The sequence below is a fragment of the Xanthomonas sp. LMG 12462 genome (assembly GCF_009192885.1).
GTDB lineage: Bacteria > Pseudomonadota > Gammaproteobacteria > Xanthomonadales > Xanthomonadaceae > Xanthomonas_A > Xanthomonas_A sontii.
Map to the genome: position 1 here is coordinate 1 of NZ_NMPP01000090.1, position 19,443 is coordinate 19,443.

The 19,443-nt window shown below is 70.3% G+C and carries 16 protein-coding genes; 8 read left to right on the forward strand and 8 right to left on the reverse strand.

The window, feature by feature from the left end; genetic code table 11:
* A partial coding sequence (locus tag CEK69_RS19355; RefSeq protein ID WP_152182864.1) for a cold-shock protein occupies positions 1-181 on the forward strand: 181 nt, incomplete at its 5' end.
* A 204-nt stretch (positions 182-385) separates the two neighbouring features.
* A complete protein-coding gene (locus CEK69_RS19360) occupies positions 386-1,078 on the forward strand; it encodes a glutathione S-transferase (RefSeq protein ID WP_017909326.1) in 693 nt (230 codons plus the stop codon).
* A 21-nt stretch (positions 1,079-1,099) separates the two neighbouring features.
* Here the strand turns inward: CEK69_RS19360 and CEK69_RS19365 are convergent, their stop codons facing one another.
* On the reverse strand, positions 1,100-1,993 hold the full coding sequence (locus tag CEK69_RS19365) for an alpha/beta hydrolase (protein ID WP_152247426.1): 894 nt from the start codon (positions 1,991-1,993) through the stop codon (positions 1,100-1,102).
* 258 nt (positions 1,994-2,251) lie between these two features.
* Between CEK69_RS19365 and CEK69_RS19370 the strand changes: the two genes are divergently transcribed.
* Positions 2,252-3,823, forward strand: a complete 1,572-nt coding sequence (locus tag CEK69_RS19370) for a YdiU family protein (RefSeq protein ID WP_152247428.1) — start codon at positions 2,252-2,254, stop codon at positions 3,821-3,823.
* A gap of 19 nt (positions 3,824-3,842) precedes the next feature.
* Here the strand turns inward: CEK69_RS19370 and CEK69_RS19375 are convergent, their stop codons facing one another.
* Positions 3,843-4,472, reverse strand: a complete 630-nt coding sequence (locus tag CEK69_RS19375) for a TetR/AcrR family transcriptional regulator (RefSeq protein ID WP_226975235.1) — start codon at positions 4,470-4,472, stop codon at positions 3,843-3,845.
* A 137-nt stretch (positions 4,473-4,609) separates the two neighbouring features.
* Here CEK69_RS19375 and CEK69_RS19380 point away from each other — a divergent pair, with 137 nt between their 5' ends.
* From CEK69_RS19380 to CEK69_RS19390, 3 genes are all read left to right on the forward strand, one after another.
* Complete coding sequence (locus tag CEK69_RS19380; protein WP_152247430.1) at positions 4,610-5,773, forward strand: efflux RND transporter periplasmic adaptor subunit; 1,164 nt, start codon at positions 4,610-4,612, stop codon at positions 5,771-5,773.
* 6 nt (positions 5,774-5,779) lie between these two features.
* Positions 5,780-8,902: an efflux RND transporter permease subunit gene (locus CEK69_RS19385; protein ID WP_152247432.1), complete on the forward strand. Its 3,123-nt coding sequence runs from the start codon at positions 5,780-5,782 to the stop codon at positions 8,900-8,902.
* Positions 8,903-8,985: 83 nt separating this feature from the next.
* On the forward strand, positions 8,986-9,543 hold the full coding sequence (locus CEK69_RS19390; protein ID WP_017914078.1) for an adenine phosphoribosyltransferase: 558 nt from the start codon (positions 8,986-8,988) through the stop codon (positions 9,541-9,543).
* A gap of 134 nt (positions 9,544-9,677) precedes the next feature.
* Here CEK69_RS19390 and CEK69_RS19395 read toward each other — a convergent pair whose 3' ends face one another.
* Together CEK69_RS19395 and dbpA are read right to left on the reverse strand one after the other, a co-directional pair.
* On the reverse strand, positions 9,678-10,196 hold the full coding sequence (locus CEK69_RS19395) for a hypothetical protein (protein ID WP_152247434.1): 519 nt from the start codon (positions 10,194-10,196) through the stop codon (positions 9,678-9,680).
* On the reverse strand, positions 10,193-11,569 hold the full coding sequence (gene dbpA / locus CEK69_RS19400; RefSeq protein WP_017909317.1) for an ATP-dependent RNA helicase DbpA: 1,377 nt from the start codon (positions 11,567-11,569) through the stop codon (positions 10,193-10,195). The genes CEK69_RS19395 and dbpA overlap by 4 nt, the downstream gene beginning before the upstream one ends.
* A gap of 135 nt (positions 11,570-11,704) precedes the next feature.
* Here dbpA and CEK69_RS19405 point away from each other — a divergent pair, with 135 nt between their 5' ends.
* A complete protein-coding gene (locus tag CEK69_RS19405; RefSeq protein ID WP_152247436.1) occupies positions 11,705-13,609 on the forward strand; it encodes an ATP-binding cassette domain-containing protein in 1,905 nt (634 codons plus the stop codon).
* A 187-nt stretch (positions 13,610-13,796) separates the two neighbouring features.
* Here CEK69_RS19405 and CEK69_RS19410 read toward each other — a convergent pair whose 3' ends face one another.
* Both CEK69_RS19410 and CEK69_RS19415 read right to left on the reverse strand, forming a co-directional pair.
* Positions 13,797-14,240 carry a barstar family protein gene (locus tag CEK69_RS19410; protein ID WP_150410214.1) on the reverse strand — a complete coding sequence of 148 codons (444 nt, stop codon included), beginning with the start codon at positions 14,238-14,240 and terminating at the stop codon, positions 13,797-13,799.
* A complete protein-coding gene (locus tag CEK69_RS19415; protein ID WP_152247438.1) occupies positions 14,237-14,707 on the reverse strand; it encodes a ribonuclease domain-containing protein in 471 nt (156 codons plus the stop codon). The genes CEK69_RS19410 and CEK69_RS19415 overlap by 4 nt, the downstream gene beginning before the upstream one ends.
* A 295-nt stretch (positions 14,708-15,002) precedes the next feature.
* Between CEK69_RS19415 and CEK69_RS19420 the strand changes: the two genes are divergently transcribed.
* Positions 15,003-15,614 (forward strand): superoxide dismutase, encoded by a 612-nt coding sequence (locus CEK69_RS19420; protein WP_010340242.1) that lies wholly within the window; start codon positions 15,003-15,005, stop codon positions 15,612-15,614.
* 439 nt (positions 15,615-16,053) lie between these two features.
* Here the strand turns inward: CEK69_RS19420 and CEK69_RS19425 are convergent, their stop codons facing one another.
* The gene (locus CEK69_RS19425) at positions 16,054-16,941 is read right to left on the reverse strand and encodes an endonuclease/exonuclease/phosphatase family protein (protein WP_152247440.1); all 888 of its coding nucleotides are present in this window, start codon (positions 16,939-16,941) and stop codon (positions 16,054-16,056) included.
* Positions 16,942-17,123: 182 nt separating this feature from the next.
* Positions 17,124-19,373, reverse strand: a complete 2,250-nt coding sequence (locus CEK69_RS19430; protein ID WP_152247442.1) for a glycoside hydrolase family 3 C-terminal domain-containing protein — start codon at positions 19,371-19,373, stop codon at positions 17,124-17,126.
* Between the last annotated feature and the right edge of the window lie 70 nt (positions 19,374-19,443).

The window sequence follows — 19,443 nt, forward strand, 5'->3', positions numbered from 1 at the left end:
GTGGTTCAACGATGCCAAGGGCTTCGGCTTCATCACCCCGGAAAGCGGCCCGGACCTGTTCGTGCATTTCCGCGCGATCCAGGGCACCGGCTTCAAGTCGCTGCAGGAAGGCCAGAAGGTGACCTTCGTCGCCGTGCAGGGCCAGAAGGGTATGCAGGCTGACCAGGTGCAGGCCGTCTAAGGACGTCTGCCACCGCAAGGTGCCGAACGCCGGGAGCGCAAGCTTCCGGCGTTTTTGTTTGGGTGTTTCTTTTTTCGGGCAGCGAACTTCCGCTGATCGCCGCGCCATTGCCATAGCGGCAGACGCAGCGACCATGCCCTGCATGCGCGGGTTCACACCTGCATCCGGCTACCATGGCGGCCCCCGAGCTCCGGAGTCGTCGCCATGATCACCGTGCATCACCTCAACCAGTCCCGGTCGCAGCGCGTGCTGTGGTTGCTGGAGGAACTGGCGCTGCCGTACCAGGTGATCAAGTACCAGCGCGATCCCAAGACCATGCTGGCGCCGCCGGAGCTGCGCGCGATCCATCCGCTGGGCAAGTCGCCGGTGCTGGTGGACGACGGTCACGTCCTCGCCGAGTCCGGGGCCATCCTCGACTATCTGGTGGACCGCTACGACACCGGCAGCACGCTGTCGCCGGCGCCGCAGCCGCTGGATTCGCCCGAGCGCCTGCGCTACCGCTACTGGATGCACTACGCCGAGGGGTCGGCGATGCCGCCGCTGCTGATGAGCCTGGTGTTCGGGCGGATCCGCTCGGCGAAGATGCCGTTCTTCGCGCGGCCGATCGCCAAGGCCATCGTCGACAAGGCGATGCATGGTTTCGTCGGTCCGCAGGTGCGCCTGCACCTGGACTGGATGGAGCGCGAACTGGCCGAGACCGGCTGGTTCGCCGGCGACCGCTTCACCGCCGCGGACGTGCAGATGAGCTTCCCGGTGCAGGCCGCCGCGGCGCGCATCGGCCTGCAGACGCATCCGAACCTGGCCGGGTTCGTGCAGCGGATCGAGCAGCGCCCCGCCTATCAGCGCGCGCTGCAGCAGGGTGGTCCATTCGAACTGCTCGGCAGCGCGGACGGTTGAGTTCCGTCCGCGTCGTCCGGGTCAGCGGGCGGGGGGACGTGCCGGGCAGGCACGCACGAAGGCGATGCTGTCGGCCATGACCGGCAGCGCCGGGTCGTCCTTGCGCAGCGCCAGCACCAGGCGCATGTGGCCGACGCCGGGATAGGTCTTCAGTTCGGCCGGTACCCCGGCGCGCTGCAGCGCGGCCTGCAGCGACTGGCTGTTGCGCGGCTCCACCACGGTGTCGGCGTCGCCGTGCAACAGCAGCGCCAGCGGCTCGTCGCCGTCGACGAAGTTCACCGGCTGTGAGCGCCGCTGTTGCGCCGGGTCCTGGCCGAACATGCCGATCAGGTCCGGATCGGTCAGCGGCAGGAAGTCGTAGGGGCCGGCCAGCCCGACCAGGCCGCACAGTTGCCGCGGCGACAGGCCCTGCGCCTGCAGCCAATGAGCGTCGGTGGCCAGCAGCGCGGCGATGTGCGCGCCGGCGGAGTGGCCCATCAGCACCAGCCGTTGCGGATCGCCGCCGTAGTCGGCGGCATGGCGCTGGCTCCAGGCCACCGCCGTGGCGGCATCGCGCATGAAGCCGTCCAGGGTCACCTGCGGATACTTGCGGTAGTCCGGCACGATCGCGACCACGCCGTGCCGCGCCAGCGCTTCGCCGGCCCAGCGGTAGTTCTGGCGGTTGCCGGTCTTCCAGGTACCGCCGTGGAAGAACACCACCACCGGCGCGTGCTCCACCCCGGCGGGGCGATACACGTCCAGTGCCAGGCCATGCGCCGCGTCGTAGACGATCCCACGTTGCTCGTGGAGGCCATGCCGCGAGGAACTGGCGTTGAGGCCGCCGAAGAACAGGCTGCTGCAGGCCGAGACCAGCAGCGAGGAGAGGGCGATCAGGGCGTTGCGGGGCCAGCGGGGCGAAGACGGTCGGTCGGACATGGGCGATCCCTGAGAGGAGCGCGGAGCATGCCGGATGCCCATGTCGGCGGCGAGTGGAGGTGGGGCGTGGAGTGGGGAGTGGGGAGTGGTAAAAGCGGGGGTTACTGCGCGTACGCTGGGTTCGCGGTGGTCGGACCCTCACCCCAACCCCTCTCCCGGGGGGAGAGGGGCTTTTCGGGCTCTCGCGATACCTGGCGTGCACTGGATGCTCACCTCGCGGACTTTCCAATGAAGCCTGCGACTTCTACGCTCTTGCCCATGCCTTCCTTGCGTTTCGACAATCGCTTCGTCGCCGAGCTGCCTGGCGACCCGGAAACCGGTCCGCGGCGCCGCGAGGTGCTGGGCGCGCTGTGGTCGCCGGTCGAGCCGACGCCGGTCGCGGCGCCGCGGCTGCTGGCGTATTCGCCGGAGGTGGCCGCCTTGCTCGGGCTGTCCGAGCAGGAGGTGCGGGCGCCGGAGTTCGCCGCGGTGTTCGCCGGCAATGCGCGCTATCCGGGCATGCAGCCCTATGCCGCGAACTATGGGGGGCACCAGTTCGGGCATTGGGCCGGACAACTCGGCGACGGCCGCGCGATCTCGCTGGGCGAGGCGCTGGGCGTGGACGGGCGGCGCTGGGAGCTGCAGCTCAAGGGCGCCGGGCCCACGCCGTATTCGCGCGGCGCCGACGGCCGCGCCGTGCTGCGCTCGTCGATCCGCGAGTTCCTGTGCAGCGAGGCCATGCATCACCTGGGCGTGCCGACCACACGTGCGCTGAGCCTGGTCGGCACCGGCGAGACGGTGGTGCGCGACATGTTCTACGACGGCCACCCGCGCGCCGAACCGGGCGCGGTGGTGTGCCGGGTGGCGCCCTCGTTCGTGCGCTTCGGCAGTTTCGAACTGCCGGCCGCGCGCGGCGACACCGCCTTGCTGCGGCGCCTGGCCGATCTGGTGATCGCACGCGATTTCCCGGAGCTGTCCGGCACCGGTGGCGCACGCGATGCGGCCTGGTTCGCCGAGATCTGTGCGCGCACCGCACGCATGGTGGCGCACTGGATGCGGGTCGGCTTCGTGCACGGGGTGATGAACACCGACAACATGTCGATCCTGGGCCTGACCATCGACTACGGCCCCTACGGCTGGGTCGACGACTACGACCCGGACTGGACGCCCAACACCACCGATGCGCAGGGCCGCCGCTACCGCTTCGGTACGCAGCCGCAGGTCGCGTACTGGAACCTCGGCCGGCTCGCGCAGGCGCTGGCGCCGCTGTTCGACGACGTGTCGCCACTGCACGACGGCCTCGAACGGTTCCGCGCCGAGTATGCGCAGGCCGAGCGCGACAACATCGCTGCCAAGCTCGGCCTGGCGACCTGCGGCGACGCCGATGTGGCGCTGATGCGCGACGTGCTGGATTTGCTGCAGCAGGGCGAGGTCGACATGACCCTGTGGTTCCGCGGCTTGAGCGCATTGCCGCTGCCGCCGTGGACGCCGGCGCAGGCCCTGGCGGCGCTGGCCGACGCGTTCTACGACCCGGACAAGCTGGCGGCGCAGGCGCCGGCGTTCGAGGCCTGGCTGGCCCGCTATGCGCAGCGCCTGCAGCACGATCCGCTGCCCGCCGCCGTGCGTGCGGAGCGGATGCGCGCGGCCAACCCGCGCTATGTGCTGCGCAACTACCTGGCGCAACAGGCGATCGACCGCGCCGAGCAGGGCGACACCGGCGGCATCGACGAGCTGCTGGAGGTGATGCGGCGTCCCTACGACGAGCAGCCCGGGCGCGAGGCCTTCGCGGCGAAGCGTCCGGACTGGGCGCGCAGCCGGGCTGGTTGTTCGATGCTGTCGTGCAGTTCCTGAGCGGGGCCGGCGCGTGCGCTCAGGGCGCGGTCGCGCCGCGATAGCGCCAGGCGGCCAGGAAGGTCGCCACCACTTCCTCCGCCAGCGCCTGCTGCGCGGCCGCGTCCGGCGCCTGTCCGTTGAGCATCGCCCCGGGATAGGCATAGCCGAAGGTGGCGCCGATGAACGCGGTGGCGGCGAGGGTGGGGCGTGCGACCTGCACGTCGCCGCGCGCGTGCAGGGTCTGCAGCAAGGCGCTCAGGCGCTCGCGCAGGCGGCCGGCGCGGCGCTGGTGCAGCGACTGCAGCAGGTCCGGCATCTGCGCGCTGGCCTGCACCAGCAGGCGATGCAGGCGCAAGGCGTCGGGCGCGTACAGGTGCGCCGGCACGGTCAGCGCGATCTGCCGCAGGGTTGCGGGCAGGTCCTGCGCGGTGGCGCTGCCGATGTTCTCCAGCCGGGTCTGCAGCTCCTCGCCCAGGGCCTCGAACACCTGCATCAGCAGCTCGGCCTTGCTGGAAAAATGGTTGTACAGGCTCTGCCGGGTGAGCCCGGCCTGGCTGGCGATCTGTTCCAGCGACACGTCCAGCCCGTGTTCCAGCAGCAGGGTGTGTGCCGCCGCCAGCAGGCGTGGCCGCGCCAGTGCCGGCCGTCCACGCGGGCGCGCGGGCACGCCCGTTGTCGCCGGCTCGGCCGTCGCCGTCGCAGTTTGCGCATCCTGGCGGCGAAGGGTTGTGCTTCCCTTCATGATTGTTTTTTTGTCTTTAAGTAAATTAAATGATCCTCCCCGCCGTCCCCAGGATCAAGCGCATGCCCGCGCCTTTCGTCCAGCGCCGCCGCGCGCTGCCGTTGCTGCTGTCCGTCGTCGTGCTCGCGTTCGCCGGCTGCAAGGGGGGAGGCAAGGCGCCGGCGCCGGCAGCGAAGACGGTGGAGGTGGTGACCCTGCAGCCGCAGAGCGTGCCGCTGAGCGTGGAACTGGCCGGGCGTACCGTGGCCTCGGAAGAATCGGAGGTGCGGCCGCAGGTCAGCGGCATCCTGCGCCAGCGGCTGTTCGAGGAGGGCGCCACGGTGCGGGCCGGGCAGCCGCTGTTCCAGATCGAGCCGACCCTGTACCAGGCCGCGGCCAACCAGGCGCAGGCCAACCTGGCCACCGCCGAGGCCACGCTCGCCGCCGCCACGCTGCGCGCCGAGCGTTACCGCACCCTGGGCAAGACCCGGCTGGCCGCGCAGCAGGACGTGGACGATGCGCAGGCCGCCTACAAGCAGGCGCTGGCCAGCCGCGACGCGCAACGCGCGGCGCTGGACACCGCGCGTACGCAGCTGCGCTTCGCCACGGTGCTGGCGCCGATCGGCGGGCGCATCGGCCGCGCGCGGGTGACCCCCGGCGCGCTGGTCACCGCCAATCAGACCGATGCCATCGCCAAGATCCAGCAACTGGATCCGATGAACGTGGACATCACCCAGTCCGGCAATCAGTTCCTGGCGCTGCGTCGGGCGATCGCCGCCGGAGGCGTGCAGCCGGCCAGCACGCAGGTGCGGCTGACCCTGTCCGACGGTACCGCGTATCCGCTGCCGGGCACGCTGGAGTTCGCCGACCTCGATGTGGAGGAGACCACCGGTGCGGTGACCCTGCGCGCGCGCTTCCCCAATCCCGATGCGCAACTGCTGCCGGGCATGTACGTGCGCGCGCTGGTCGGGCAGGGCGTGCGCCAGCAGGCGCTGCTGGTGCCGCAGGCGGCGGTGGACCGCACCCCGCGCGGCGAGGCGGTGGCCTGGGTGGTGGGCGCCGACAACGTGGTGCGCCAGCGCGAGTTCACCACACTGCGCGCGGTCGGCGACCGCTGGCTGGTCGGCGATGGCCTCAAGCCCGGCGAGCGGGTGGTGGTGGTGGGCCGGCAAGGCCTCAGCGACGGTGCCAAGGTGACGGTGAAGACCGCCGCCGCCACGGCCGCGCCTGCCGCCAGCCAGGGCTGAGCCGGCATGCTGCCGCGTTTCTTCATCCACCGCCCGATCTTCGCCTGGGTCCTGGCCATCTGCATCATGGCCGCCGGCGCCATCGCCGTGTTCACCCTGCCGATCGAGCAGTACCCGGACATCGCGCCGCCCTCGGTCAACGTCACCGCCACCTACAACGGCGCCTCGGCGCAGACCGTGGAGGACAGCGTCACCCAGGTGATCGAACAGCAGATCAAGGGCATCGACCACCTGCTGTACTTCTCCTCGACCAGTTCCTCGTCGGGGCAGGCGCGGATCAGCATCACCTTCGACCAGGCGGCCAATCCCGACATCGCCCAGGTGCAGGTGCAGAACGCGGTCAACCAGGCGCTCAACCGGCTGCCGCAGGAAGTGCAGCAGCAGGGCGTGACCGTGGCCAAGTCGCAGGGCGACAGCCTGATGGCGGTGGCGATCTACGACCGCACCGACCGCATGGACAACGTCGACATCTCCGACTATCTGGTCAGCACCCTGCAGGACCCGATCAGCCGCATCAACGGCGTTGGCGAGATCAACGTGTTCGGCGCGCAGTACGCGATGCGGGTGTGGCTGGACCCGCACAAGCTCAATGCCTACCAACTGATGCCCGGCGACGTGCGCAGCGCGATCCTGGCGCAGAATACCCAGGTCACCGCCGGCGAACTCGGCGCGCTGCCCACCGGCGCCGAGCAGGAACTGAACGCCACGGTCACCGCGCAGTCGCGGCTGCAGACGCCCGAGCAGTTCCGGCAGATCATCCTGGCCACGCGCGCGGACGGTTCCAGCGTGCGCCTGGGCGATGTGGCGCGGGTGGAGATCGGCGCGGAGAACTATCAGAACAACGCCACGCTCAACGGCCACCCGGCGTCCGGCTTCTCGGTGACGCTGTCCGCCGGCGCCAATGCGATCGCCACCTCCGACGCGATCCACGCCACCATCGAACGGCTCAAGCCGACCTTCCCGCCGGGCCTGGACGTGGCCTATCCGCGCGACAGCACGCCGTTCGTGCGGATCTCGATCGAGAACGTGGTGCATACCCTGGCCGAGGCCATCGTGCTGGTGGTGGTGGTGATGTTCCTGTTCCTGCAGAACGCGCGCGCCACGCTGATCCCCGCGATCACCGTGCCGGTGGTGCTGCTGGGCACCTTCGGCATCCTCGCCGCGGCCGGCTTCACCATCAACACGCTGACCCTGTTCGCGATGGTGCTGGCGATCGGCCTGCTGGTCGACGACGCCATCGTGGTGGTGGAGAACGTCGAGCGGATCATGCACGAGGAGCATCTGCCGCCGCGCGAGGCCACCGAGCGCTCGATGGGCGAGATCACCGGCGCGCTGATCGGCATCACCGTGGTGCTGGGCGCGGTGTTCCTGCCGATGGCGTTCTTCGGCGGCTCCACCGGCATCATCTACCGGCAGTTCTCCATCACCATCGCCTCGGCGATGGCGCTGTCGGCGCTGGTCGCGCTGACCCTGACCCCGGCGCTGTGCGCGACCCTGCTCAAGCCGGTGGAGCAGGAGCGCAAGCTCGGCCGTTTCTTCCAGTGGTTCAACCGCAGCGTCGAGCGCGGCCAGCAGGCCTACCAGCGCCGCCTCGGCACGGTGCTGCAGCGGCCGCGGCGCTGGATGGCGCTGTATGCGCTGGTAGCGCTGGCGATGGTGGTGCTGTACATGCGCATGCCCACCGGCTTCCTGCCGGTGGAGGACCAGGGCCAGGTGCAGATCCAGTTCACCACGCCGGAAGGCACGCCGCTGGCCAAGACCCAGGCGCTGGGCAAGCGCATCAGCGATTACTTCATGACCCACGAGAAGGCCAATCTCACCGCGATCTTCATGGTGGTCGGCCGCAACAACGCCGGCACCGGGCAGAACGCCGGCCAGGCCTTCGTGGCGCTCACGCCGTGGGGCGAGCGCAACCGCGACAACACCGCGCAGGCCATCATCGACCGCGCCAACGCGCATTTCCGCGGGGTCAGCGACGCCAAGATCAGCGTGCTGTCGCCGCCGGCGGTGCGCGGCCTGGGCCAGTCCAGCGGCTTCGAGCTGTGGATCCGCGACAGCGACGGCGCCGGCCGCGCGGCGCTGCTGAAGGCGCAGCAGCAGGTGCTCAAGGAGGCCGGCGACGATCCGCAGCTGACCGCGGTGCGGCTCAACGGCCTGGGCGACAAGGCGCAACTGCAGGTGGACATCGACCACGCCCAGGCCAGCGCGCTGGGCCTGGCGCAGAGCGACATCAACGCGACCCTGGCCGCCGCCTGGGGCGGCAGCTACGTCAACGACTTCATCGACCGCGGCCGGGTCAAGCGCGTGTACGTGCAGGGCGATGCGCCGTACCGCGCGCTGCCGGAGGACATCGCGCAGTGGTACGTGCGCGGCAGCGGCGGGCAGATGGCGCCGTTCGCCAGTTTCGCCAGCACCCACTGGACCCGCGGCCCGCAGCTGCAGCAGCGCTTCAACGGCCTGCCGGCATCGCAGATCCAGGGCGGCGCGGCGGCCGGCAGCAGTTCCGGCGAGGCGATGCAGCGGATGCAGGCGCTGGTGGCCAAGCAGGAGGGCTTCGATCTGCAATGGAGCGGGCTGTCCTACCAGGAGCAGTTGTCCAGCAACCAGACGCTGTGGCTGTACACCGCCTCGATCCTGTTCATTTTCCTGTGCCTGGCGGCGCTGTACGAAAGCTGGTCGATCCCGGTGGCGGTGCTGCTGGTGATTCCGCTGGGGGTGGTCGGCACCGTGCTGGCGACCACCCTGGCCGGGTTCGTCAACGACATCTACTTCCAGGTCGGCCTGCTGACCACGATCGGCCTGTCGGCGAAGAACGCGATCCTGATCGTCGAATTCGCCGAGGCGCGGCAGCGTGCCGGGCGACCGTTGCTGGAGGCGACGCTGGAAGGCGCGCGGCTGCGCCTGCGGCCGATCGTGATGACCTCGCTGGCGTTCGTGGCCGGTGTGCTGCCGCTGGCGCTGTCCACCGGCGCCGGCGCCTCCAGCCGCCGCGAGATCGGCGTGTGCGTGATCGGCGGCATGGTCACCGGCACCGTGCTGGCAGTGTTGCTGGTGCCGTTGTTCTTCGTGCTGGTGCGCGGCCTGTTTCGCGGGTCCGCGCGGCAGGACGCGAGCGCAGCGGCGGCGTAAGTCGTAGACCGACGAGGCGGCTCCGCGACGCGGTGCCGCCTTGCGACTAGACTTTGCGTTCCCCCACGCCATACGACTGTGCGATGAACGATTCCTCCTGCTGCGGCGCGCCCAGCGACGCACCGGCCCACTGGTCCGGCCGCATCCGCGATATCGCCGATTTCCCGAAGCCGGGCATCGTGTTCAAGGACATCACGCCGCTGCTGGCCGACGGCCCGGATTTCGCCTCGGCGCTGGACGAGATGGCGCGTCCGTGGCGCACCACGCCGCTGCAGGCGGTGCTGGGCATCGAGTCGCGCGGCTTCATCCTGGGCGCGGCGCTGGCGCACGAACTGCGTACGGGCTTCGTGCCGGTACGCAAGCCAGGCAAGCTGCCGGGCAGGACGGTGACCCAGGAGTACGCGCTGGAGTACGGCAGCGACCGCATCGAAATGCACGCCGATGCGCTGCCGGCCGGTTCGCGCGTGCTGCTGGTCGATGACGTGCTCGCCACCGGCGGTACCCTGCGCGCGGCCCTGGCGTTGGCGCAGCAACTGGAACTGGAAGTGGTCGGCGCCGCGGTACTGGTGGAACTGCAGGGGCTGCGTGGACGCGATCGCTGGAGCGAGACCTTGCCGCTGCTGGCGACGCTGACGTACTGAGCACGGCCACTGCTCCTGGCAGCGCAGGTGGCGCGGCCGGGGATCGATGCATTGGGCGCGGCCGCGGCGCACATGCGTCGTGGCGATCGCGCATGGCGCGGGCGACGCCTGACGCCGCAACCGCAGGCGCCGTGTCAGGTCGGGTAGATCACCGTTTCCAGGCTGGGGTCCGCATGCGCGGCGGCATGGCTTATGTGGCCATCGAACGGACCGACCTTGCAGATCCGGCCGTCGTCGGCGAACACCAGTTGCAGTCCGTGTTCGGCTTCCCAGTCGCAGTTGCATTCCAGGCTGATGCGCAGGCGGCCGTCGCGGTAGCGGCGTAGATACGCCTCGCTGCCGAACTGCACGTGCGCCCACACCTCGGCGGGGTCGGCGATGTCAGGCGAAGGCCATCCGTATTTGGCGCACAGCGCCTGCGTGTGCCGGTAGTAGGCGAACACGTGCGGCGCCGCCGCGTCGAAGACCGCGGCATCGAGTTGCAGGAAGGTCTCGATGGCGGGCGCCGCGTCGACCGGAACGTCGCCAGGCTCGCAGCCCACCAGCACGAAGCAGCAACTGCCGCGCATCCACGGGACCGGCACCGCATCGCTCCACAGGCTGCCGTCCTCGTCCGGGCGCAGCGACGCCAGGACCTGCTGCGCCGCGCTCACAGCTTGGCGACCCGGAAGCGGCGGCCCTTGATCTTGCCGGCCTGCAGTTGCGCCAGCGCCTTGCCGGCGTGGGCGCGGGCGATGGCGACGTAGGAGCGGGTGGGGTAGATGGCGATCTTGCCGATCGCCGCGCCGGACAGCCCGGCATCGCCGGTCAGCGCGCCGAGGATGTCGCCGGGACGCAGCTTGTCGGTCTTGCCGCCGTCGATGCGCAGGGTGACCATCGCCGCCTGCGGCAGCTGCGCCGGCCGTGCGGTGGCCAGCGGCGCGCGCGACCAGCGCAGCGGCTGGCCCTGCTCGGTTTCCAGCGCCTGCGCGCGCGCGGTCTCGCGCGGCGCCACCAGGCTCAGCGCCAGGCCGTGCTTGCCGGCGCGCGCGGTGCGGCCGATGCGGTGGCGGTAGGTCTCGGTGTCGGTCGGCAGTTCGTAGTTGATCACCGCCGCCAGGTCTTCCACGTCCAGCCCGCGCGCGGCCACGTCGCTGGCGACCAACACGTTGCAGCTGCGGTTGACGAAGCGCACCAGCACCTCGTCGCGGTCGCGCTGTTCCATGTCGCCATGCAGCGCCAGCGCGGAGAAGCCGAACTGCTGCAGCGAGCCGGCGACCTCGTCGACCTCCTTGCGGGTATTGCAGAACACCACGCTGGACTCAGGCGTGAAGCGCAGCAGCAGGCCGGCCACCGCCTTCTGCCGGTAGGTCGGGTCGACCTCGAAGAACTGCTGGTCGATCTCCGGCGCGCTGTCGGCGCCCTCGACGGTGATTTCCGCCGGTTCCTTCAGCAGGTCGCGCGCCAATGCGCGGATTTCCTCGGGAAAGGTGGCCGAGAACAGCAGGCTTTGCCGATGCTTGTCGCAGCGGCTGGCGATCTCGCGGATCGGCTCCTCGAAGCCCATGTCGAGCATGCGGTCGGCCTCGTCCAGCACCAGCGTGCGCACCCCGCCCAGGTGCAGCGCGCGCTTGCGCGCCAGTTCCTGGATGCGGCCGGGCGTGCCGACCACCACCTGCGGGTCGTGCGCCTCCAGCGAGGCCAGTTGCGGCGCCAGCGGCATACCGCCGGTCAGCACCACCAGTTTCATGTTGGGAATGCCGGTGGCCAGCTTGCGCAACTGCTTGCCGACCTGGTCGGCCAGTTCGCGGGTCGGGCACAGCACCAGCGCCTGCGCGCGGCTCAGTGCCGGATCCAGCTTGTGCAGCAGGCCCAGGCCGAACGCAGCGGTCTTGCCGCTGCCGGTGGGCGCCTGCACGATGACGTCCTGGCCGGCCAGGATCGGCGGCAGGCTCTGCGCCTGCACCGGGGTCATGCGGGTGTAGCCGAGCGCGTCGATACCGGGCGCCAGCGCCGGGGAAAGGGAGAGGGTGGCGAAATCGTTCATGCGGCATTTTAGCTGGTGGGGCCGGGACTCGGGACCCGGGACCCGGAACGTCAACAGCAAAAGGGCATTTCGATTCGCACGACGCGCCGCTTTTTGATTTCCGGGTCCCGGGTCCCGGGTCCCGTACAATACGGCATGCCTCTTATCACTCTGCAGAACCTCGACTACAGCGTCGGCGGCCCCTTGCTGCTGGAAAAGACCGACCTGTCGATCGAGCAGGGCGAACGCATCGCCCTGATCGGCCGCAACGGCGCCGGCAAATCCACCCTGATGAAACTGATCGCCGGCGAGCTCAAGCCCGACGACGGCGAGGTCCGCGTGCAGCAGGGCGTGCGCATCGCCCGGCTGGAGCAGGAGGTGCCGCATGGCGCTGCCGGCAGCGTGTTCGACGTGGTCGCCGACGGCCTGGGCGAACTCGGCCATTGGCTGGCCGAGTTCCATCGGCTCAGCCATGCCGCCGAATTCGACGGCGATGCGCTGGGCGCCGTGCAGTCCAAGATCGATGGCGCCAATGGCTGGGCGCTGGACCAGCGGGTCAACGAGACCCTGACGCGGCTTGAACTGGACGGCGACGCCGAATTCGCGCGGCTGTCCGGCGGCATGAAGCGCCGCGTATTGCTGGCGCGCGCGCTGGTCTCGGCGCCGGACCTGTTGTTGCTGGACGAGCCCACCAACCACCTCGACATCGAGGCCATCGACTGGCTGGAAGGCTTCCTCAAGGGCTGGAACGGCAGCGTGGTGTTCGTGACTCACGACCGGCGGTTCCTGCGTGCCCTGGCCACGCGCATCGTCGAGATCGACCGCGGCCAGGTCAGCAGCTGGCCGGGCGACTGGGCCAACTACGAGCGCCGCCGCGAGGAGCGGCTCAATGCGCAGGCGCAGGAGAACGCGCGCTTCGACAAGCTGTTGGCACAGGAAGAAGTGTGGATCCGCCAGGGCATCAAGGCCCGGCGCACCCGCGACGAGGGGCGTGTGCGGCGGCTGGAAGCGATGCGCCGCGAGCGCACCCAGCGCCGCGAACTCGGCGGCAACGTGCGCATGGAGGCCGCGCAGGGCGAGTCCTCCGGCAAGAAGGTGATCGAGGCCAAGGACCTGAGCTTCGCCTTCGGCGCGCGCAGCATGGTGCGCGACTTCTCCACCACCATCCTGCGCGGCGACCGTATCGGCCTGATCGGCCCCAACGGCAGCGGCAAGACCACGCTGCTGAAGCTGCTGCTGGGCGAACTGACCCCGGACCAGGGCGAAGTGCGCGCCGGCACCAATCTGCAGGTGGCGTATTTCGACCAGTACCGCGCCACCCTGCGCGAGGACTGGAGCGCGATCGAGAACGTGGCCGAGGGCCGCGACTTCATCGAGGTCAACGGCAAACGCAAGCACGTGCACGCCTACCTGCAGGACTTCCTGTTCACCCCGGAGCGTGCGCGCGCGCCGATCACCCGCCTGTCCGGCGGCGAGCGCAACCGCCTGCTGCTGGCGCGGCTGTTCGCGCAGCCGTCCAACCTGCTGGTGATGGACGAACCGACCAACGACCTGGACGTGGAAACCCTGGAGCTGCTGGAAGAACTGCTCGGCGACTACAGCGGCACGCTGTTGCTGGTCAGCCACGACCGCGACTTCATCGACAACGTGGTCACCTCGACCATGGTCATGGAAGGCGACGGCCGCATCGGCGAATACGTCGGCGGCTACAGCGACTGGGTACGCCAGCGCCCGGCGACGCCGGCCAGCGCGATGGCGGTGGCCAAGGCTTCGGCCACCGCGGCGGCGACCACGCCGGTGGCGGCCGCTGCAGCGGCGCCGGCGCCGGCGCCCGCGCCGGCCAAGCGCAAGCTCAGCTACAAGGACGCGCGCGAACTGGAGCAGTTGCCGGCGCGGATCGAAGCGCTGGAACAGCAGGTCGCGGCGCTGACCGAGGCGATGGCCGACCCGGCGTTCTATCAGCGCGACGCGGCGGCGGTGACCGCGCATACGCAGGCGCTGAGCCAGGCGCAGGCGGACCTCGATGCGGCGTATGCGCGGTGGAGCGAGCTGGACGGTTGAAGAGCCGGGGCTCGGCACAAACACCCTGGGCCTGCGGCGGCAACGACCACGGCGGCCGCTTTACCGAGATCAAAGACCGGATGCGTGGGCGTTGGGGGGTGTCGCGTCGGGGCTGAAGCCCCTCCCACAGGGGGGGCATGTGCGGGTGGCCTGTTGTGCGAGCGGTTCTCGGCGCAGCGCGGTCAGGTCAATCCGACTCGGCGGGTGCTTCCGCTTCCTCGCTGCCGCCCACGAACGCGACGAAGCTGACGCCGTCCTGCGCCCATTCGCGGGCGACGTCGTCGAGGATGTCCAGCAGCACGTCGAAGGCCGGTTGCGCCACCGCCTGCAACTGCCCGGCGTCCTCCAGCAGCAGCGCGTAGCCGCGCGGGGAGGGCAGCCAGGACAGGTCGCGCAGGCCGTCGGTCAGCGCGTCCCAGTTGCGGCCGAAGCCGGGCGGGAAGTCCAGTTGCGCGGCCAGCCGCATCAGCAACATGGCCTTGCCGGTGCAGCCGTGCAGGTCGATCCGACACAGCCGCAGGCCGGCGTCGCGGGCCAGGGCGGCGACGCTGTCCAGGTCGCGGTTGGCGACGCGGTAGACGCCGGAGGCGGCCGGCTCGGCCAGGTTCAGCGCGAACGGGAAGCCGCTCATCGCGCCGGCCCCGCGCCACCGACCTGGAAGCTGCGGAAACTGTCGTAGTGGTCGTCGCTGTAATACCAGACTTGCGGCGGCGTGCCGCCGGTGACGATGCGGCGCGTGCCGCGATGCAACAGTCCGGGCGTATCGACGGTGTACTCGCGGTAGTAGCCGCGCGGTTGCGCCGGCAGGCGGTTCTCGCGGTTGCCGAACACGCTGCCGTCCTGGCGATGCGGGAACGGGCCGCCGCGCTGGATCAATGCCACCGTGGCGCGGGCTTCGGGCGGCAGGAATGCGGGCAGCTCCGGCGTCGCGGCATCCGATGCCGCGGCTGCCTTGCCGGGCGCGGTGTACGGCGCCTGCGCGGCTGCGTCGAGCGAGGGGGCGAACTGCTGGTGCGGCGGATGCTGCAGCCCGCGGATGCCCCACAGCCCGCCCACCAGCAACACGATGGCGGCGATCAACAGCACGGGCTTGCGCATGGACTCTCCTGCAGGAACGGCGGCGGCGCGTAGGGTGGCGCCATCGCACACAGTATGGGCCGGCCTGCCTGTTCGCGCTCTAAACGCCGCCGGTCACGGTGGTGACTCGTGCGATTCACATCCGACTAACCGGGGCGTGGGGCATGGTAGGCGCCGATTCGCAAGGCCGGCCGGCACCGCCGCCGCGGGATGGGACGATGTTTCCCCAGCCGCGCCCTTGGTAAGGTCGCCGACCGTCCCTACCATTGCTCACGCAACGCTCGTCCTTTCGACGGCGAAAGTCCAGGAGAACCGCATGGCCTACACCCTCCCCAAGTTGCCCTACGCCTACGACGCGCTGGAACCGCACATCGATGCGCAGACGATGGAGATCCATCACACCAAGCATCACCAGACCTACATCAACAACGTCAACGCCGCGTTGGAAGGCACCGAGTACGCCGACCTTCCGATCGAGGCGCTGGTGTCCAAGCTGAAGTCGCTGCCGGAGAACCTGCAGGGTCCGGTGCGCAACAACGGCGGCGGCCATGCCAACCACTCGCTGTTCTGGACGGTGATGGCGCCGAATGCCGGCGGCACGCCGAGCGGCGACGTCGGCAAGGCGATCGACGCCGAACTGGGCGGCTTCGACAAGTTCAAGGACGCCTTCACCAAGGCCGCGCTGACCCGCTTCGGCAGCGGCTGGGCCTGGCTGAGCGTCACCCCCGACAAGAAGCTGGTGGTCGAGAGCACCGCCAACCAGGACAGCCCGCTGTTCGAGGGCAACACCCCGATCCTGGGCCTGGACGTGTGGGAGCACGCCTACTACCTGAAGTACCAGAACCGCCGTCCGGACTACATCGGCGCGTTCTTCAACGTGGTCGACTGGAAGGAAGTGGAGCGCCGCTACCACGCCGCGATCGGCTGATCGCGCGCCAGCGCTGCACCATGAAGAAGGCCGGGTTCGCCCGGCCTTTTTTTGTGTGGATGCCCGGCATAAGCGCTGGAAGTGCGGGTGGGGCGTGGCTGCCAGGTTGGTATGCGGCCCTCGCGCGCGTGACCAGCGTGCTTCGGCAGCGATGGCGGCCTATGCCGCATTGGCCGCCGCTTGCGCCGCTGCGTCGCCAGGGCGCGCTAAACCTTTGGCGTGCAGGCGCAGGAGCGGCTTCAGCCGCGATGGGCGTTACCGGGAATGCTTTGTCGCGGCCGAAGACGCTCCTGCAGATGACGCTGTGCGTGACAAAAGCAGGGAATCGGCGATGCCCGATCGTTTCGGTCCGATGGCATGCCGATGCCGATCCACCCCCATGCGCCGCATCGCAAGGCGGTGATCGCACGGCGCGCGAACGTGCCCAGCCTGCCGTCCGCTATGGCGCCGGTTGCAGCGATGTCGGTATCGGGTCCAGCGGCTGAAGTGCCATCAGCAGGCCGCGCGTGCCGGCCACGGGCAGGTCGGGCGCCGGCGCGAGCAAGCGTGCGCCGTGCAGCGGGCGGAAGTGGCCGCGTTCGAAGAACACGTGGTCGGCCGCGGCCGCGGTCCCGGGCGCACGCACGTCGATCCGGTTGCGCGCCGATTCGCCGCTTACGCTGGCGTCCTCGAAGCGCGTTGCCAACGGCGCCAACTCGGGCGCACGCGCCGCGGCGAAGAAGCCACCCGCCAGCAGCGACGGCACGCCCTCGGCGGTGGCATCGATCCAGGCCATCAGGTCCTCGGCCTGTTCGCGGCGGCTGGCGCCGCCGTCGCGCGTCGCGTGCAGGCGGGTGAAGTACAGGTTCACCGGCTGCCCGTGCAGGTCCACCCGTACTAGGCCGGCGACACTGTAGTCCTCCAGCGGATGCAGCAAGGTCTCGGCCTCTACCAGCACCGGCAGGCGGGTCAGCAGCGCATTGCCGCGGCGTTGCGGCCGGCTGGGCGGATCGGTGCTGATGAAGTGGCAGTGGTAGCCCAGGCGCGCGGCCAGCCATTGCGCCTGGTTCGGCATCTCCGGCGTCTGCAGCACCTCCTGCAGGGCGATGGCGTCGGGATGCAGGCGCTGCAGGGCCACGGCAATGCGCTCGCGGCGCGCGATCCAGTCGTCGCCGTCCTGCGTGGCGCGCGGATCCGGGGCGAGCGTGACTGTGACCACGGTGAGGGCGGCGTCTGCCGTGGCCGAGGCCGTCGGCACCGCGTCCGCCGCCACGTGCGCCTGCGCCAATGCCGCCACGGCCAGCAACAGCCAGCCGGTGCGATGCCATCGGAAGACGCGGGGAGTCATGCGGGCGATGCTACGGCGCAGCGTCTCAGGGTTGCGTATACAGCCGATGGTGCTGCGGCGTCCGCCACACAATCGGTGCCGCGCAGGTGGCAATGACGAACATCGCCCCACCTCCGGCGCGCACAGGCGCGGAGGCGGGGCGGGGACCGGTACACACGGCGCGCGTGCGCCGCGCGCCTCGGTCAATGCTGCAGCACGCCGTCCTTCAGGTGCAGCGGCGCGCGCGCCTCCACCTGCGTCGCCGAACGGCCCAGCAGCACCTCGTAGTCGCCGGCGACGATGTGCCAGTGGCGCTGCTTCGGGTCGTAGTCGGCCAGGGTCTTGGGCTCGGCGACGATGCTGACGTGGCGGCTCTCGCCCGGCTTGAGCAGCACCTTGTCCCAGCCGACCAGGCGGATCGGGGTGTGATGGCCCTGCGGCAGGCGCAGGTACAGCTGCGGCACGTCGGCCCCGTCACGATCGCCGGTGTTGCGCACGTCGAAGCTGGCGACGACACGGTGACCGTCCGCCTGCACCTTGAAGTTGCCGTAGGCGAACGTGGTGTAGGACAGGCCGTAGCCGAACGGATACACCGGCTCCAGGCCGCGTGCGGCGAACCAGCGGTAGCCGACGTTGGCGCCTTCGATGCTGTAGTCGACGTTGCTGCCGGCCGGTTGCGCCGGCTTGAAGCCCAGGCCGGGAATCGACGGCCGCGGCAGTTGCGACACGTCGCGCAGCCAGGTCACCGGCAGGCGGCCGGACGGGTTGACCTCGCCCAGCAGCAGCCGCGCCAGGCCTTCGCCACCGCGGATGCCCGGGTACCAGGCTTCCAGCACCGCCGGCACCTGCTGCAGCCACGGCATGGCGACCGGGCCGTTGGTCTCCAGGACCACCACGGTCTTCGGGTTGGCCTTGGCCACGCCGGCGATCAGCGCGTCCTGCTTGTCGGGCAGGGCGATGTCCGGCAGGTCCACCGACTCGGCCGACCACTGCGTGGCGAACACGATGGCCACATCGGCTTCGCGCGCGAGCTTGGCCGCCGCCGCCGCGTCGTCGCCGCTGGCGTAGTCGATCTGCGCGTCGGGCAGGGCCTTGCGCAGCGCCTGCAGCGGCGAGGACGGATGGAACATCACCGGGCCCGGCCAGGTGGTCGGGGCGATCCCCGGCACCGCGTTGCCGCCGTTGACGGTGATGCCGACCATCGAGGAGCCGCCGCCGCCGATCACGCCCTTGTCGGCATGGCCGCCGATCACCGCGATGCGGCGCAGGTTGCGCGACAGCGGCAGCAGCTTGCCCTCGTTGCGCAACAGCACCGTGCCTTCCTCGACCACGCGCTGCACGGCCAGGCCGCCGGCGGCGTCGTCGATCGGCTGGTGCTGCGGCGGGTTGTCGAAGCTGCCGGTGGCGATGAAGGCGCGCAGGATGCGCTTGACCATGTCGTCCAGGCGCGCCTGCGGCACGGTGCCGGCGGCCACCGCCATGCGCAGCGGCTGGTCGAAATACACCGCCTTGTCGAACACTTCGCCGGCCGACTGCTGGTCCAGGCCGGCCAGCGCCGCCTTGGAGCCGCTGTGCACGCCGCCCCAGTCGGACATCACGTAGCCGGGGAACTTCCATTCCTGCTTCAGCACCTGGTTGAGCAGGTAGTCGTGCTCGCAGCCGTACACGCCGTTGATGCGGTTGTAGGAGCACATCACCGAGCCGGGCTGGCCGATCTTCAGCGCCAGCTCGAAGGCCAGCAGGTCCGACTCGTGCATGGCCTGCTCGCCGATGTCGGCGCTGTGGGTGTTGCGCCCGGTCTCCAGGTCGTTCATCGCGAAGTGCTTCATGGTCGAGACCACGTGCTGGCTCTGCACGCCGCGGATCGATTCGCCGACCATCGTGCCGGCCAGCAGCGGATCCTCGCCGGCGTACTCGAAGTTGCGGCCGTTGCGCGGGTCGCGCTGCAGGTTGACGCTGCCGGCCAGCAGCACGTTGAAACCCTGCTGCCAGGCCTCGCGGCCCATGGTGGCGCCGCCGGCGAAAGCCAGTGCGCGGTTCCATGTGGCGGCGGTGGCCGGGCCGGAGGGCAGCGCGGTGGCGTGGTCGCCGGGGCGGATGTTGCCGGGATTGGTCACGCCGAGGCCGGCATCGGCCAGTTGCTGCGACGGGATGCCCAGGCGTTCGATCGCCGGCACGTAGCCGGCCGAGCCGAGCGCACCGGCCGGCTTCGGGCCGCCGTCCTTGCCCAGGCCGAAGTAGCTGTGCAGCATCTGGAACTTCTCGTCCGGGGTCATCGCCTGCACCAGCAGCGCGGCGCGCCGGTCCGGCGACAGGTTGCGGTCGTTCCACGGGCGCTGCGCAGCGGCGGCGTTCGGCGTGGACGCCGTGCCCACGGCCGCCGCCGGCGGCGCGGCGACGGAAGGCGAGGCCAGCGCGAGGGTCAGGCAAAGGGATCCTGTAAACGTTTTCATATCGGGGCGAACAGCCTCTTCAGCAGATGACGGGAAGGCGCATCGGGGGAGTCGGGGGGAGGGTGGAACC